Origin of the sequence: Nonomuraea sp. NPDC052129 (assembly GCF_040680095.1) — a bacterium.
Lineage (GTDB): Bacteria > Actinomycetota > Actinomycetes > Streptosporangiales > Streptosporangiaceae > Nonomuraea.
The window spans coordinates 99,009-113,747 of record NZ_JBFAVX010000026.1; the positions used below are offsets into that span (position 1 = coordinate 99,009).

The following is a 14,739-nucleotide window of genomic DNA, read 5'->3' on the forward strand; positions in this document are numbered from 1 at the left end:
TCCCCTCCCCGACCTCCCACCGATCGCTTCCCCTTCGCGCAGAGGTCGACCGCGTCAGCTGCCGAATTCCTCGTCGATCTTCTGCTCGATGGCCTCCGACTTGGGGGTGTAGACCCGATAGAAGTCCTTGCCGCACTCCAGATCGTCCAGCGCGGCCTTGACCTCCTTGGCCAGGTACGGCTGGGCCTGGGCGGGCGTGAGCGTGGCTCCGAAGGTCCGCTTGACCTCGCCCTTCTTGGGGGGCGACGGCACGTCGGGAACGTCCTCGCGCTGCTTGCGGCCGATCTGGTCCTCCTGATCGAGGAACGCACGCCAGCCGCGCTGCTGCAGTTCCGACGGCCTTGTGTCGGAGACCTTGTATCCCTTGCCTGTCAGGCACGTGGCCATGCTCGATGCCAGCTTGACCAGTTCGGCGTCGCCGTCAATCTCGCGCTCGTACGCCCTGTTCGAGGCGGCGTCGGCCTGTTCCAACAGATCCATATCGGAACTCACCTTCTTGCCGAGGGCCTGCTTGGCCGCGACGACGATGCAGGCACCCACGGCCTTCCAGTAGCTCTTGCGCTGAGCCGGGGAGAGCTTCGTCCAGATTTTGCCGTTGGGGTCGGCCCCTGAGAGGTCGGGCATGTTGTCGGGGCCGTCTGGGCCCTTCGGGTGGACATATACCGAGAAGACCCCGAAGCCGTACTTCGCCCGCTGGGCCTTCAACGCCTCATAGTCGCCGGCTTTGCGCTTACGCTCCTCGTCGGTGTCGGGATCTTCCGGTGGCACGTAGGCGATGTACTTGAAGCCCTTCTGCTTCATGCAGTCCGCCTTGACGGATTCGAACTGGCGCCTCTTCTCCTGTGCCATCGTGGCCGGCTTCGAGAGAGGTGAAGCGCTCTTCCCAGGCGGCTCGGCGTTACCCCCGCAGCCACCGAGCACGGCCGTCACGGCCAGGGCTAAGACGGTCTTTCTGATGGTGTTCATGGTCGGTCTCCCCGCATGTCAACGTCACGCGCGCACGCGACCGCCGAGGCACCTGTACGGCTCGTGGTGGCGTCCGGCGCTCCCGCCGGCGCGCGTGATCTGCTTCTTCCGTGGCTCGCGTACGAGCCGGCTACCGTCCGATCTGGCAGGTCGTGCGGATCGGGCGCAAGCGACCTCGCGGCTGGCGCCGAGCACTGCCGCAACAGTCGCGCACCTGGACCTGCTGCGGCCCGTCCCCTGTGCCCCGGTCGGAGGCCATGGACGCGAGTATCACGATCAGCGCCAATGTGGATCTCTCTGACGCGCCCGGCAACCATACTCTGTTCAATGAAGCATGGTCAATCACGGCGGCCTCCACGACCCCGCTCGGATCGCGCGGCCAGCCCCAGAACTCAGGTCCACCCTCGATGAGGGCCGAGAGTCTCAGAAGCCCGTGGGCGTCCTCGACCGCCGTGGCGCGCATCGGCGCCCACCGCTCGCCTTGGGGACGGCGGACGGGAAGGCGGGCCGCACGGCACCCACCAGCCACCCGCACAAGGTGATCACGGCCATCCCGGAGCCTGAGCCCCCACCGGAGGCGGGTCATATCCACACTGGCCTGCATCGATCTACGGCGAGCCCAGCGGGCCAACGGCACGCAGTGCGGCGATCAGCCCGAGGGGGTTCCCAAAAGAGCCTCTAAACGCCAGGTCGGGCAGACAGGTCGTCCCCCACCCCACGCCGCACACGCCGCACAGACAGGTCGTCCCCCACCCCACGCCGTACAGAAAACTGATCGTGACTTTCAGCGCGCAAAGCACGGAATGCACTGATCGCGAACCTCAGCGCGCGAACTCGGTCGCTCTCGACTCTCGGACGACGGTGATACGGATCTGCCCCGGATAGGTCAGCTCCTCCTCGACCTGCTTTGCCACATCCCGCGCGATCACCTGCGCCTGGATGTCGTCGATCGCATCCGGCTTCACCATCACCCGGATCTCCCGGCCCGCCTGCATGGCGAACACCTTCTCCACCCCGTCGTACGACTGCGCGATCTCCTCCAACCGCTCCAGCCGCTTGACGTACGCCTCCAGCGACTCCCGTCGCGCGCCCGGACGGCTGCCGCTGATCGCGTCGGCCGCCTGCGTGAGCACGGCCTCGACCGTGCGCACCTCGACCTCGTTGTGGTGCGCCTCGATGGCGTGCACCACGTCCTCCTGCTCGCCGTATCTGCGCGCGATCTCCGCTCCGATCAGCGCGTGGCTCCCCTCGACCTCGTGCGTCAGGGCCTTGCCGATGTCGTGCAGGAGGGCGCAGCGCTTCATCAGCGACTGGTCCATCTTGAGCTCGGCGGCCATGATTCCGGCGATGTGCGCGGACTCGATGAGGTGTTTGAGGACGTTCTGTCCGTATGAGGTGCGGTATCGGAGCTGGCCGAGGAGCAGCGTCAGCTCGGGGTGCATGTCCGTGATGCCCAGCTCGACCAGCGCGTCCTCACCCGCCCGCGCGCACAGGTCCTGCACCTCCGCACGACTGCGCTCGTGCGCCTCCTCGATGCGCTGGGGGTGAATGCGGCCGTCGAGTACCAATTTCTCCAGTGTGAGCCGGGCAGTTTCCCGGCGTACCGGGTCAAAACACGACAGCAACACCGCTTCCGGTGTGTCGTCGATGATCAGGTTCACGCCGGTCGTCGACTCGAACGCCCGGATGTTACGCCCCTCACGGCCGATGATCCGGCCCTTCATCTCGTCGCCGGGCAGGTGCAGCACGCTCACCACGGACTCGGCCGTCTGCTCGGCCGCCATCCGCTGCACGGCCAGCGTCACGATCTTGGTAGCGCGCTTCTCGCCCTCCTTGCGCGCATCGCCCTCGATCTCCCTGACGATCAGCGCGGCCTCGCGCTTGGCCTGGTTCTCGATCTCGCGTACCAGCTCGCTCTTGGCCTGCTCCCCGGTGAGCCCGGCGACGCGCTCGAGGATCACCCGCCGCTCGTTCTCGACCTGCAGCAGCTCCGCGCGCCTGTCGGCCAGCTCGACCTCGGTCTCGCCCAGCTTGCGATCACGTTCGGCCTGCCGCCTGGCCTCCTCGTCGAGCCGCTGCTCGCGCTCGGCCAGCCGCCCTTCCCTGCGTTCGAGGTCGGCCCGGAGCTCCTTGAGCTCGGCCTTGAGTATCCGCCCCTCCTCCTCGACCTCGCGCCGCAACTGCGCCGCGCTCTCGGCGGCGGCCGCCGACCTGCGCAGGATCTCCTCGGCATCGGACTCGGCCTTGCCCCGGATCTCCCCGGCCTCTTCACGAGCCAGCTCAAGCTCCTCGTGTACGGCCTGCAATTGCTCAGGGCTCGGCTTGAGCACCCGCGAACCGCTGCCCGATGTGCGGCGGACGACGATGAGCAACGCGGCGATCATCCCGAACGCCAGCAGGAGCACCGCCACCGACAGCACCACGACAAGCGGCCCCATGTGCTCCCCGCCCTCCTCGCGTCGTCAAGACTCGTAACGCGCCCTCAAAACGGGAGGGGTCACATGCGCGGCGCTGATCGCCCAATCGGCATCTTCACCACGACCGATATCCAACCAAGACTGACCGGGCGTCGACTGGGATAGCCGACACCTCGCCTGCCTCGATCCACCGAGCTCGTTCGTCCGTCAATCACCGGTATGGCAATCCGCACTGCGCGGAGTAACTCCTCACTGCCGTCGAGGTTATGCGTCGAACAAGTCACGAGCAAGCAAACGAGTCATCAAGCGTGTCTTACGGGCTTGCATCTCTTCATTGAGGCAGATTTCCCGCTTCTGCCCCGAAATGCCGCTCCACACGCAACTACGCACGCCCTCCCACCAAACCTCGAGCCCGACCAGAAAGAGGCCCGCCTCCGCTGCCGGCAGGACCCAAACACCTCGCCCGAAGAGCCGGGCACCTCTCGGGCAGCCCGCACCCCGGTACCGCCAGAAACCAAGCAACCCGCCCCAGAGACTCGGCACCCCACCCCGACGAACCGCACCCCGGTGTGGAACGTGTGTGTGAAGGGAGTGATCCGCTGCGGGCGGGGGCCGTGTGGAGGTCAGGAGAAGTCGTCCTCGATTTCGACGCCCTCCGTCTCCAGCGCCTCGCGGATGACGCGGAAGGCCAGTCCCGGGGCGTACCCCTTTCTGGCCAGCATCCCGGCGAGGCGGCGCGTGCGGACCTGGGGGTCGAGGCCGCGGGTTGAGGACAGCTTGCGTTCGACGAGGCGGCGCGCCGTTTCGAGCTCCTGGTCGGGCTCGAGGCGGTCCACGGCCTCGTTGACGGTCTCGGAGTCGACGCCGCGGTGGCGAAGCTCCGCGGCCAGGGCGCGTTTGGCGAGCCCACGACCGTGGTGGCGGGAGTCGACCCAGGCTTCGGCGAATGCCTCGTCGTTGATCAGGCCCAGCTCGGAGAAGCGATCGAGGACCGCCTCCGCGGCTTCATCCGGTACGTCACGCTTACGGAGTGCCTCGGCCAGTTGGGCTCGCGTCTTGGGAGCCATCGTCAGTAGACGGAGGCAGATGGCCCGAGCCACCGACTCAGGGTCGGCGTTGGGAGCCGCACCGGCGGCCGACCCCTCATCGGGCCCGTCGGGAAGCCACCCACCACGCCCCCGAGAGCCCGCCGAACGTGCCCCTTTCCCACCCCGCCCTCCCGATCGCCGTCCTCTACCGGAGCGCCTCTCCCCACGTCGGCCGCCCTGGTACGGATCATCCTGGTACGGATCGTCCCCGGCCTGGCCACCGGTATAGGAACCGCCCTCGAACCGACCGCTGTCGGTGCCCGCACCGGACGACAGCCCGTCCTGGGAGAACGGCACGTCCCCTCGGGGAGATGGGTCGTCCACGGTGGACGATGAATTGCCTTGGGCAGGCGGAGGCACGTCCTGGCCCCCGGGAGACGCATTGCCTGCGGTGGACACTGAGTTGTCCTGAGCAGGCCGAGACACGTCGTCGCCCCGGGGAGACGCCCTGCCCGCGGTGGACACTGAGTTGCCTTGGGCAGGCCGCCAGACGGTTTCTTGGGGCGCGGTTGAGAGCCGCTCGTCGTTCTGCCCGCCGCCCGACTCGCTGCCCGAATCACCGGACGACTCAGCGATCGATGCTGCGCCCAGCTCGGAGCTCGGCTCGGCAGGTGCGTGAGCGGGCTGGGCCGGGGGCGAGTCAGCCGAGGGTCGCTCGGCCGGGGGTGGGTCGGCTGGGGGGCGGGACCGTTGGCGCCATTCGCTGAGCGACGGCCACCCTGCCGACGACTCCCCGCCGGACGGCTTTCCGCTGGATAGGGCAGCGCCAGACATCTTCCCACCGGACAGTTCGCTACCGGTCAGCTTGCCACCTGACGGTTCGCTACCGGGTAGCCCACCCGATGGTTCACCCCCAGACAGCCTCTCACCGGACGGCTTCCTACCCGACGGCTCGCCGCCAGGCGGCCTCCCATCGGACGGTTCGCCGCCGGGCAGCCTCCCGCTGGACCGTTTCCTCCGGGATGGTTTCCGGCTCCGGGGTGAATCGTCCGAGGAGGGCCCGGAGGGCCAGGTGTCCTCCGGAGTTGATGACCGCGGAAAGAGGTTGGCGCTGGAGTTGCGGCGGCGGTCCTGAGGTGGGGTGGGGAGGTCGGGCCAGGCGCCCCAGTCATGGGAATGGGGCGCCTGCGACGGGTCCGTGTCACTCATCCGACGACCGATCAGAGTCACTCATGCGGCGACCGATCAGACGTCACCGGGCTTCGGCGTGGCGGCGGCCTTGGCGCCGCGGCCCGAGGGAGCGGCGGCGGGGGCGGCCGGGGCCGCGGGTGCCTCGGCGGGGGCGTCCAGGCGGGGGCCGACGCCGAGCTTGTCCTTGATCTTCTTCTCGATCTCGTTGGACATGTCGGGGTGGTTCTTCAGGAAGTTGCGGGCATTCTCCTTGCCCTGGCCGAGCTGGTCGCCCTCGTAGGTGTACCAGGCGCCGGACTTGCGGACGAAGCCGTGCTCGACGCCCATGTCGATGAGGCCACCCTCGCGGGAGACGCCCACGCCGTAGAGGATGTCGAAGTCGGCGACCCGGAAGGGCGGGGCCATCTTGTTCTTGACGACCTTGACCCGCGTGCGGTTGCCGACCGCCTCCGTGCCGTCCTTGAGCGTCTCGATGCGGCGGATGTCGAGGCGGACCGAGGCGTAGAACTTGAGCGCCTTACCGCCGGTCGTGGTCTCGGGCGAGCCGAACATGACGCCGATCTTCTCGCGGAGCTGGTTGATGAAGATGGCGGTGGTGCCGGTGTTGCTGAGCGCGCCGGCGACCTTGCGCAGGGCCTGGGACATCAGGCGGGCCTGGAGGCCGACGTGGCTGTCGCCCATCTCGCCCTCGATTTCGGCCTTGGGGACCAGGGCGGCCACCGAGTCGATGACGATGATGTCGACGGCGCCCGACCTGATCAGCATGTCGGCGATCTCGAGCGCCTGCTCACCCGTGTCGGGCTGGGAGACGAGCAGGGCGTCGGTGTCGACGCCGAGCTTCTTGGCGTATTCGGGGTCGAGAGCGTGCTCGGCGTCGATGAACGCCGCGATGCCGCCCGCGCGCTGGGCGTTGGCCACCGCGTGCAGGGCGATCGTGGTCTTACCCGAGGACTCCGGGCCGTAGACCTCGACGATCCTGCCACGCGGCAACCCTCCGATGCCCAGCGCGACGTCCAGGGAGATCGAACCCGTGGGGATCACTTCGATGGGGGCTCGGGCGTCGTCGCCGAGGCGCATGACGGAGCCCTTGCCGAACTGCCTCTCGATCTGAGCGAGGGCGGTCTCGAGGGCCTTCTCGCGGTCGTTGATAGCCATGGGAACTCCCCCTGGAGGGTTGTGGTCCGATCAGTCGAGTGAAAGCTACGGCCTGCCACCGACAGTTTTGCGGAGTCGTCGCTGGGAGGGCGTGGCCTGGCGGATTACATCCTAGCCGAACGGCTGTTCGATCACAGCAGGAACACGCGGTAATGCCCCACGCAAACGGCTCCTGTCCCCCGACGCCGAACGTTGAGCGCGTGCCGATGAACCTTGACGGACCCGAGCTCGTGACATCGAAGATCAAGTGTGCAGGCCAGAGCGTCTGCTCACAGGGGTTGGACGAGGCGGTCCACCCGCGCGCCTGACGCGGACCGCGATGATTTCCGCAGACGCGCGGAGTCTATTCCTTTGGTGGGCCGGACCTTCCCGGCCCCTATGGCGAGAGGAGATCCGATCGTGGCAGTGGGGATCTTCGCGGGCATCCCTGTCCGCGACTGCAAGAGCGCCGTGGAGTGGTATACCAGGCTTCTCGGCAGGGGTCCGGCGTTCTGGCCCAACGACGTCGAAGCGGTGTGGCAACTGGCCGAGGGCCGGTACGTGTACGTCATCGAGGACGCCGCTCGCGCCGGAGGCGGCGTGAGCATGATCTGGCTGGACGATCCGATGTCCGAGGTGGAGCGGATCGCAGGGCGCGGCCTGCGGCCGGTGGACATGGAGCAGCACGGCAACGTCTGCAAGTGGGTCTTCCGTGACGCTGACGGCAACGAGACAGGCATCGGAGGCGAGACTATGCCTGCGCCCTGAATCGGAATTTGATGGCATGCGCTCAACGTTCGCTGGCACACGACAGCTCCACCTGGAATGCCGACCGAGGCGCGCCTTGGCCCATCCGCTTGCACATCCGCCGATTCGGGGGCACCCCCGACTCGGATGTGACGTCCGCCCCGGAGACGGAGCCCATCGTCAATGGTCGTACTACTCAGCGTGTAGAGGCGCGCGATGACCGGTTGAAGCGCTCTCCTGGCAGAGCGCTTCACGCTTTCTGCTCGATCGCGAGCAGCTCCCGCAGATCGCCCGCTTCCGGCCGCTCCCGCTGCTCGACAGGAACAGCGCCCAACACGCGTCGCGCCGCCGCCACGATAACCGTGCAGCCGGCGTTGTGATGGGCTTCGCCGGCTACATGATGATGCGCTCCCAAAGCCTGAGGCCGGGCGAAGACCCGCCCCCGGGCGAGGGGCGGCGGCATTACCGAACGGCGTTGGACCCGCGGGCTCTCGACCGGTTGTCCGCAGGCGCGGACCTGGCCATCAGCGCGCTGACCAGCCTCCGGTCGCACACCACCAAGGGCGCTGACGAGGACGGCGAGTACGTCCGGACGTGGGTCTTCGATCCGGGCGATCCACGTTCATGGGCCGTCGCCACCTGGCGGCCGGGGAGCGCGGACAACGGCATTCAGCAGGTCGGCGACCGGCCGGTGTGTGACGAGGTCGTCCAGGCGTACGCCCAGTGGGTCGCCCGGGGAGAGTCGAGCCGGCGGCAGTTCGGCATCACCGTCACGCCGGAGGGCCAGCGGATCTGGCTGGACGATCCGGAGCGTGTGCTGGGCAGCGCAGGGTCCTGAGAACGCGAAAGAGTCCCCGCCCTCCCGAGGACCTCTCTGCACCGGCACCCAGCGGACGATCACGCGGGTGTAGCCGGTCTTATGCGAATCCTCATGGACACCGCCGCGTAACCTCCAGACCCCGTCAAGTGATGTTCACGAGGGTTGGCCTCCGCGTGTTGTCAGGCGCGGTGAGCTGGGGAGACTCACTGCAAGGGCGAGGGTTGGAGGCGGCTTGACGAGCGGCTACACCGGGGAACGGCGCACCCATCTGGAAGCACTCGCCACGTTGTTGCCCGGTCATGGGCTGGCGAGCCGCATGATCGGCGGTGAGGAACCGGTGCTGTGGGCGTGGCATCCCCGCACCGGCAAGCAGACGCTCGTTTTCGCCACCCCCGCCGGTCGTGGGTGGCAGTTCCTGTGGTCACCCGGCGGTCAGGGCACCGCCGACGACCTGCATCTGACGGCCCGCTCGCTGAAAGCGAGCATGGAGGATTACGAGCAGGGAGGTCGGCCGGGGCCGTGAGGTCAGCCGGGGCAGGGAGGTCGGCCGGGGCCGTGAGGTCAGCCGGGGCAGGGAGGTCAGCGGAGTCGGGAGGAGACGTTCTCGACCTGGCAGACCGCGCGCCAGACGGTCTTGGCGTTCTCGCCGTCCGCCAGCGCCTGGTCGACCGTCCGCCCTTCGAGTGGGGCGAGCACGTAGTCGCGGGCCCACGAGTCGGCGTACGACTCCCCGAAGTGGGCGCGCATCCGTCTCCAGAACTCGGTCAACCGCATCACACAAGTATGGAACCGCCGGAAGGGTGGGTAGGACACCCCCATGGCAAAGACCCCCAAGCACTCCCCGCCCAAGTCCGCCGAGTGCAAAACCAACCGAAAGAAGCGCCGCCGGCTCCGGTTAACCCAGCGCTTGGCCGTACAGCAGGAGAAATCGGAAAGAGCCGAAAGGCACGCAGGCATCAGGCAGGAACCTCGGGCGGGCACACCGCGTACGCGTAGAGCGTCGCGACGGTAGATCACATCACGCGCGAGCCGTACATCTCACCCAGATGGTCGGCGAGCAGCTCCAGCCGGGCGCCGTCGGGGTCCTTGAAGTAGATGGAGGCGCCGCTCTCGATCTGGTGCGGCACGCCGGCCACCTCGAGCTTGCCGCGCAGCCGCTCCCAGGTGGCGGGGTCGACGGAGATCGCGATGTGGTGCAGCCCGCCGAGCACCTCCTGGTAGGGGCCGAGGTCGAGCCCCGGGAAGTCGAAGAAGGCGAGGAGGTTGCCGTTGCCGATGTCGAAGAAGAAGTGGTTGGAGCCCTTGAAGTCACGGTTCTCGAAAATCTCCGTCAAGGGGAACTCAAGAAGCTCCTGGTAGAACTTGACCGTCCGCTCCACGTCCGACGACAGCAGGGCGAAATGGTGCAGGCCGCGCGCGCTACTGGACGGCCGGTGCGCTAACAGGTAGCGCTCCCTGATGTCCTCGCGGCGGTTCTCAATGGCTGCGTAGTCGATGCCCACGCTCGCTCTATGTCCGCAGCGCCCCCGCCTCAATCTCGCACCGCCGCCACAATGAGTTTTCTGTCGGTGCGACGAGGCAGTATGTGCTGGTGAGCTCGCTAGCACATTTCTCCCACACCACCAGGCAGTGGTTCGCCGGAGCGTTCGAGGCGCCCACGAGTGCGCAGGAAGGCGCGTGGGAGTCCATCGCGCGCGGCGACAACACGCTCGTGGTGGCGCCCACCGGGTCGGGCAAGACGCTGGCGGCCTTCCTTTGGTCCCTCGACCGCCTGGCCGCCGACCACCCCACCACTCCGGCGGATCCGACGCAGGTCGACGCGGAGCCGAAGCGAGGCGGCGCGGGTCCGAAGCCGGGGCCGAAGCAGGGGCCGAAGCAGGGCGACGCCAGTCCCAAGCAGGTCAAGAAGCAGACCAAGGTCCTGTACGTGTCGCCGCTCAAGGCGCTGGCCGTCGACGTGGAGCGCAACCTGCGTGCACCGCTGGCCGGGCTCAAGCAGACCGCCCGCCGGCTCGGCCTGCCGGTGCCGGAGATCTCGGTGGCCATCCGCTCCGGCGACACCCCGGCCGAGGACCGCAGGCGGTTCGCCGCCCACCCGTCCGACATCCTCATCACCACGCCGGAGTCGCTGTTCCTGCTGCTCACCAGCCAGGCGCGTGAGGCGTTGCGGGGCGTCGAGACGGTGATCGTCGACGAGGTGCACGCGGTGGCCGCCACCAAGCGCGGTGCCCACCTGGCGCTCAGCCTCGAGCGGCTCGACGCCCTGCTCCAACGGCCCGCGCAGCGGATCGGGCTGTCGGCGACCGTACGACCGGTGAGCGAGGTCGCGGCGTTCCTCGGCGGGTCCCGCCCCGCGACGGTCGTGCAGCCGCCCTCCGACAAGGTCATCGAGGTCGAGGTGGTCGTCCCGGTCGAGGACATGACGGAGATGGAGCGCAGGCCGGGGTCCTCCGAGGGCGGGCCGGGGTTCGCCGACGGTGAGGAGCCCGAGCCGTCCAGCCGGTCGATCTGGCCGCATGTCGAAAACCACCTGTTCGAGCTGATCGAGGCGCATTCGTCGACGATCGTGTTCGCCAATTCCAGGCGGCTGGCCGAACGCCTCTGCACCAGGCTCAACGAGCTCGCCTACGAACGCGTTCAAGGGCCCGAAGCCGTCGATCTGTCGATCTGGGAGACGCCGTTGCCGGGAGATCCGCCCCGGCCTGCGCCCTTGTCGGAAGATCCATCCCGGCCGACGCCGCTGCCGGGAGATCCGCCCAGGCGCACGCCCCCGCCGGAAGATCCGCCTCGGCGGGCGCCCGCCGAGATGATGGCGCAGGCGGGGGCGAGCAAGGGCGTGGCCACCGAGATCGTCCGCGCGCACCACGGCTCCGTGTCCAAGGAGGAGCGGGCGCAGATCGAGGAGGCGCTCAAGTCCGGCCGGCTGCCCGCCGTCGTCGCGACGTCCAGCCTGGAGCTGGGCATCGACATGGGCGCCGTCGACCTGGTCGCGTGCGTGGAGGCGCCGCCGAGCGTGGCGAGCGGGCTCCAGCGCATCGGCCGGGCTGGTCACCAGGTGGGCGCGGTGTCCAAAGGCGTGATCTTCCCGAAATACCGCGGCGACCTGATCCAGACCGCTGTAGTGGCCGAACGCATGATGAGCGGCCAGATCGAGGAGCTGCGTTACCCGCGCAATCCACTCGACGTGCTGGCCCAGCAGATCGTGGCGATGACCGCGCTGGAGGAGTGGACGGTCGACGAGCTGGAGGCCGTGGTCAAGCGGGCCGCTCCCTACGCGACGCTGCCGCGCACCGCGCTGGAGGCCACGCTCGACATGCTGGCCGGCCGCTACCCGAGCGAGGAGTTCGCCGAGCTGCGGCCGCGGGTCGTCTGGGACCGGGTGACGGGCACGTTGCAGGGCCGTCCGGGCGCGCAGCGGCTGGCGGTGACCAACGGCGGCACGATTCCCGACCGCGGGTTGTTCGGCGTCTTCCTGGTGGGCGAGAAGGCGTCCCGGGTGGGCGAGCTCGACGAGGAGATGGTCTACGAGTCACGGGTGGGCGACGTGTTCGTCCTGGGTGCGACCTCGTGGCGGATCGAGGACATCACGGCCGACCGAGTGCTCGTCTCCCCCGCGCCCGGCCAGCCGGGCAAGTTGCCGTTCTGGCACGGCGACGCGCCGGGGCGGCCGGCCGAGCTGGGCAAGGCGATCGGCGCGTTCCTCCGCGAACACGCGGCGAACACCTCCAACGACCGCATGCGAGCGGCCGGACTCGACGAATACGCCGCCGGCAACCTGCGCGCCTACCTCGACGAGCAGCGTGACGCCACCGGCTACGTCCCCGACGACCGCACCCTCCTGGTCGAACGCTTCCACGACGAGCTCGGCGACTGGCGCGTCGTCATCCACTCCCCCTACGGCGCGCGGATCCACGCACCGTGGGCCCTGGCGATCAACCGGCGGCTGCGCGAACGCTACGGCCTCGACGTACAGGCCGTGCACTCCGACGACGGCATCGTGCTGCGGATCCCCGACACGCTGGTCGAGCCGCCCACCGACGTGGCGGCGTTCGACGCCGAGGAGATCGAGCGGATCGTCACCGAGGAGCTGGGCGGCTCGGCGATGTTCGCCTCCCGGTTCAGGGAGTGCGCGGGCCGGGCCCTGCTGCTGCCGCGCCGCACGCCCGGCCGGCGCAGCCCGCTCTGGCAGCAGCGGCAGCGGGCCGCCCACCTGCTGGGGGTGGCCTCTCAATACGCGTCGTTCCCGATCGTGCTGGAGACGATGCGCGAGTGCCTCCAGGACGTGTTCGACGTGCCAGGCCTGGTGGCGCTGATGCGCGACATCGCGGCGCGCCGGGTGCGGGTGGTGGAGGTGGAGACGTCGCAGGCGTCGCCGTTCGCCACGTCGCTGCTGTTCCACTACATAGGCGCCTTCATGTACGAGGGCGACGCGCCGCTGGCCGAGCGCCGGGCCCAGGCACTGGCGCTGGACATGACCCTGCTGGCCGAGCTGCTCGGCGAGGCCGACCTGCGGGAGTTGCTCGACCCCGACGTCATCTCCGACACCGAACGCGAGCTGGCCAGGCTCGACCGGCCGTTGCGCGACGCCGAGGACCTGGCCGACCTGCTGCGCTCGCACGGGCCGCTGCTCGTGCCCGACGTGAGCCTGCGCGGCGGCGATCCCGCCTGGCTGGCGGAGCTCGAACGAGCCCGCCGGGCGATCAAGGTGCGGATCGCGGGCGAGGAGCAGTGGGCGGCGATCGAGGACGCGGCCCGGCTGCGTGACGCACTGGGCGCGCCGCTGCCGGTCGGGATCCCGCACGCGTTCCTGGAGCCGGTCGCCGACCCGCTGGCCGACCTCGTGGCCCGCCATGCCCGTACGCGCGGACCCTTCCATGCCGGCACACCCGCCGCCAGGTTCGGCCTCGGCGTGGCCGTGGTGACCGACGCCCTGCGCCGGCTGGCGGCGGCCGGGCGGGTGGTCAACGGCGAGTTCCGGCCGGGAGGACGGGGCGAGGAGTGGTGCGACGCCGGTGTGCTGCGGATGCTGCGGCGCAGGTCCCTGGCGCGGCTGCGTAAAGAGGTCGAACCGGTCCCGCCCGAGACGCTCGCGCTGTTCATGCCCGCCTGGCACGGCATCACCGGCTCGGCGTCACGCGGCACCGACGGGAGCGGAGCGGCGCCACGCGGCAGCGGCGCGGCCGGCGCGGCGCGGGCGATGGACGCGCTGATCCACAGCGTCGAGCAGCTCCAGGGAGCGGCCGTGCCCGCGTCGGCGCTGGAGACGCTGGTCCTGCCGTCGCGCGTGCCCGGCTACCACCCGGCGCTGCTCGACGAGCTGACCTCCTCGGGCGAGGTGATGTGGGTGGGCCAGGGGTCTCTGCCCGGCGGCGACGGCTGGGTGTCGCTCTACTTCGCCGACACCGCTCCCCTGCTACTGCCCGAACCCGGCCAGATCACGATGACCCCGGTGCACGAGCGGGTGCTCGACGTGCTGGGCGGCGGCGGGGCGCTGTTCTTCCGGGGGATCTCCGACCAGCTCGGCTCGCTCGACGACGCGGCACTGGTGTCGGCGCTGTGGGATCTGGTGTGGTCGGGGCGCGTGTCCGGTGACACGCTGGCACCGCTGCGGGCCACGCTCGGGTCGGGCCGGCCCGCACATCGGCCGGCCACCACGCGCCGGCGGCGGGCCGTGCTGCCGAGCAGGAGCGGGCCGCCCACGGTGGGCGGGCGCTGGTGGCTGCTTCCCTCGCCCGCCGAGGATGCCACCCAGCGGGCGCAGGCCCAGGCCGAGGTGCTGCTCGAACGGCATGGGGTGGTGACGCGCGGGGCGGTGACGTCGGAGCGGCTGCCGGGCGGGTTCACGCCGGTCTACCAGGTGCTCCGGGCCTACGAGGAGAGCGGGCGGTGCCGCCGGGGCTACTTCGTGGAGGGGCTCGGGGGCGCGCAGTTCGCGCTGCCGGGGGCGGTGGACCGGATGCGCGCGATGGCCCCGAGCGTCGCGCCGGCCGGCCCGGCATCCGGCGACCTGGGCCCATCCGGGCGGGCCACCGATCGGAGAGCGGTCGTCCTGGCCGCGGCTGATCCGGCCAACCCCTACGGGGCGGCGCTGTCGTGGCCGGCGCATCCCGGCGAGGTGGGGCACAAGCCCGGCAGGAAGGCGGGCGCGCTGGTGGTGCTGGTGGACGGGTTCCTCGTGCTGTACGTGGAGCGGGGCGGCAAGACGCTGCTGTCGTTCGCCGACGACGAGCGGCTGCGGCCGGCCGTGGACGCGCTGGCGCTGGCCGTACGGGATGGGGCGCTCGGAAAGCTGACCGTCGAGCGGGCCGACGGCGCCTCGATCGGCGAGTCACCACTGGCGGCGGCGCTGGAAGAGGCCGGGTTCCACCCGACACCCCGAGGCCTGCGCCTACGCGCCTGACCAAACACCTCTGACCAACCGACAGACCTGCCCGAC

Annotated in this window: 11 protein-coding genes; 4 read left to right on the forward strand and 7 right to left on the reverse strand. The window is 69.7% G+C overall.

Going from position 1 to position 14,739, the window contains the following annotated elements; translation table 11 throughout:
* Positions 1–54: 54 nt before the first annotated feature.
* From AB0L53_RS40805 to recA, 4 genes are all read right to left on the reverse strand, one after another.
* Positions 55–966, reverse strand: a complete 912-nt coding sequence (locus AB0L53_RS40805; protein WP_364006257.1) for a hypothetical protein — start codon at positions 964–966, stop codon at positions 55–57.
* An 821-nt stretch (positions 967–1,787) separates the two neighbouring features.
* Positions 1,788–3,404: a ribonuclease Y gene (rny, locus tag AB0L53_RS40810; protein ID WP_364006260.1), complete on the reverse strand. Its 1,617-nt coding sequence runs from the start codon at positions 3,402–3,404 to the stop codon at positions 1,788–1,790.
* Positions 3,405–4,006: 602 nt separating this feature from the next.
* Positions 4,007–5,620 carry a recombination regulator RecX gene (gene recX, locus AB0L53_RS40815; protein ID WP_364006262.1) on the reverse strand — a complete coding sequence of 538 codons (1,614 nt, stop codon included), beginning with the start codon at positions 5,618–5,620 and terminating at the stop codon, positions 4,007–4,009.
* A 36-nt stretch (positions 5,621–5,656) separates the two neighbouring features.
* The gene (gene recA / locus AB0L53_RS40820) at positions 5,657–6,757 is read right to left on the reverse strand and encodes a recombinase RecA (RefSeq protein WP_357947004.1); all 1,101 of its coding nucleotides are present in this window, start codon (positions 6,755–6,757) and stop codon (positions 5,657–5,659) included.
* A gap of 399 nt (positions 6,758–7,156) precedes the next feature.
* Between recA and AB0L53_RS40825 the strand changes: the two genes are divergently transcribed.
* Complete coding sequence (locus AB0L53_RS40825; RefSeq protein WP_364006265.1) at positions 7,157–7,504, forward strand: VOC family protein; 348 nt, start codon at positions 7,157–7,159, stop codon at positions 7,502–7,504.
* A 229-nt stretch (positions 7,505–7,733) separates the two neighbouring features.
* Here AB0L53_RS40825 and AB0L53_RS40830 read toward each other — a convergent pair whose 3' ends face one another.
* Positions 7,734–7,946 carry a hypothetical protein gene (locus AB0L53_RS40830; RefSeq protein ID WP_364006268.1) on the reverse strand — a complete coding sequence of 71 codons (213 nt, stop codon included), beginning with the start codon at positions 7,944–7,946 and terminating at the stop codon, positions 7,734–7,736.
* Positions 7,947–7,958: 12 nt separating this feature from the next.
* On the opposite strand from AB0L53_RS40830, the gene AB0L53_RS40835 reads away from it, so the two are divergent.
* Complete coding sequence (locus tag AB0L53_RS40835; protein ID WP_364006271.1) at positions 7,959–8,321, forward strand: hypothetical protein; 363 nt, start codon at positions 7,959–7,961, stop codon at positions 8,319–8,321.
* Positions 8,322–8,535: 214 nt separating this feature from the next.
* The gene (locus AB0L53_RS40840) at positions 8,536–8,826 is read left to right on the forward strand and encodes a hypothetical protein (protein WP_364006274.1); all 291 of its coding nucleotides are present in this window, start codon (positions 8,536–8,538) and stop codon (positions 8,824–8,826) included.
* A gap of 56 nt (positions 8,827–8,882) precedes the next feature.
* Here AB0L53_RS40840 and AB0L53_RS40845 read toward each other — a convergent pair whose 3' ends face one another.
* Both AB0L53_RS40845 and AB0L53_RS40850 read right to left on the reverse strand, forming a co-directional pair.
* Positions 8,883–9,077, reverse strand: coding sequence for a DUF3046 domain-containing protein (locus tag AB0L53_RS40845; protein ID WP_364006277.1), 195 nt, complete (start codon positions 9,075–9,077; stop codon positions 8,883–8,885).
* A gap of 239 nt (positions 9,078–9,316) precedes the next feature.
* Positions 9,317–9,805 carry a VOC family protein gene (locus AB0L53_RS40850; protein WP_358436160.1) on the reverse strand — a complete coding sequence of 163 codons (489 nt, stop codon included), beginning with the start codon at positions 9,803–9,805 and terminating at the stop codon, positions 9,317–9,319.
* Positions 9,806–9,894: 89 nt separating this feature from the next.
* On the opposite strand from AB0L53_RS40850, the gene AB0L53_RS40855 reads away from it, so the two are divergent.
* On the forward strand, positions 9,895–14,703 hold the full coding sequence (locus tag AB0L53_RS40855) for a DEAD/DEAH box helicase (protein ID WP_364006280.1): 4,809 nt from the start codon (positions 9,895–9,897) through the stop codon (positions 14,701–14,703).
* The last annotated feature ends 36 nt before the right edge of the window (positions 14,704–14,739 follow it).

Bases quoted from the DNA above. Each gene is read 5' to 3' on its own strand.
- rny (WP_364006260.1), bottom strand. From the start codon at position 3,404: ATGGGGCCGCTTGTCGTGGTGCTGTCGGTGGCGGTGCTCCTGCTGGCG.
- AB0L53_RS40805 (WP_364006257.1), bottom strand. From the start codon at position 966: ATGAACACCATCAGAAAGACCGTCTTAGCCCTGGCCGTGACGGCCGTG.
- recA (WP_357947004.1), bottom strand. From the start codon at position 6,757: ATGGCTATCAACGACCGCGAGAAGGCCCTCGAGACCGCCCTCGCTCAG.
- AB0L53_RS40830 (WP_364006268.1), bottom strand. From the start codon at position 7,946: ATGCCGCCGCCCCTCGCCCGGGGGCGGGTCTTCGCCCGGCCTCAGGCT.
- recX (WP_364006262.1), bottom strand. From the start codon at position 5,620: ATGAGTGACACGGACCCGTCGCAGGCGCCCCATTCCCATGACTGGGGC.
- AB0L53_RS40845 (WP_364006277.1), bottom strand. From the start codon at position 9,077: ATGCGGTTGACCGAGTTCTGGAGACGGATGCGCGCCCACTTCGGGGAG.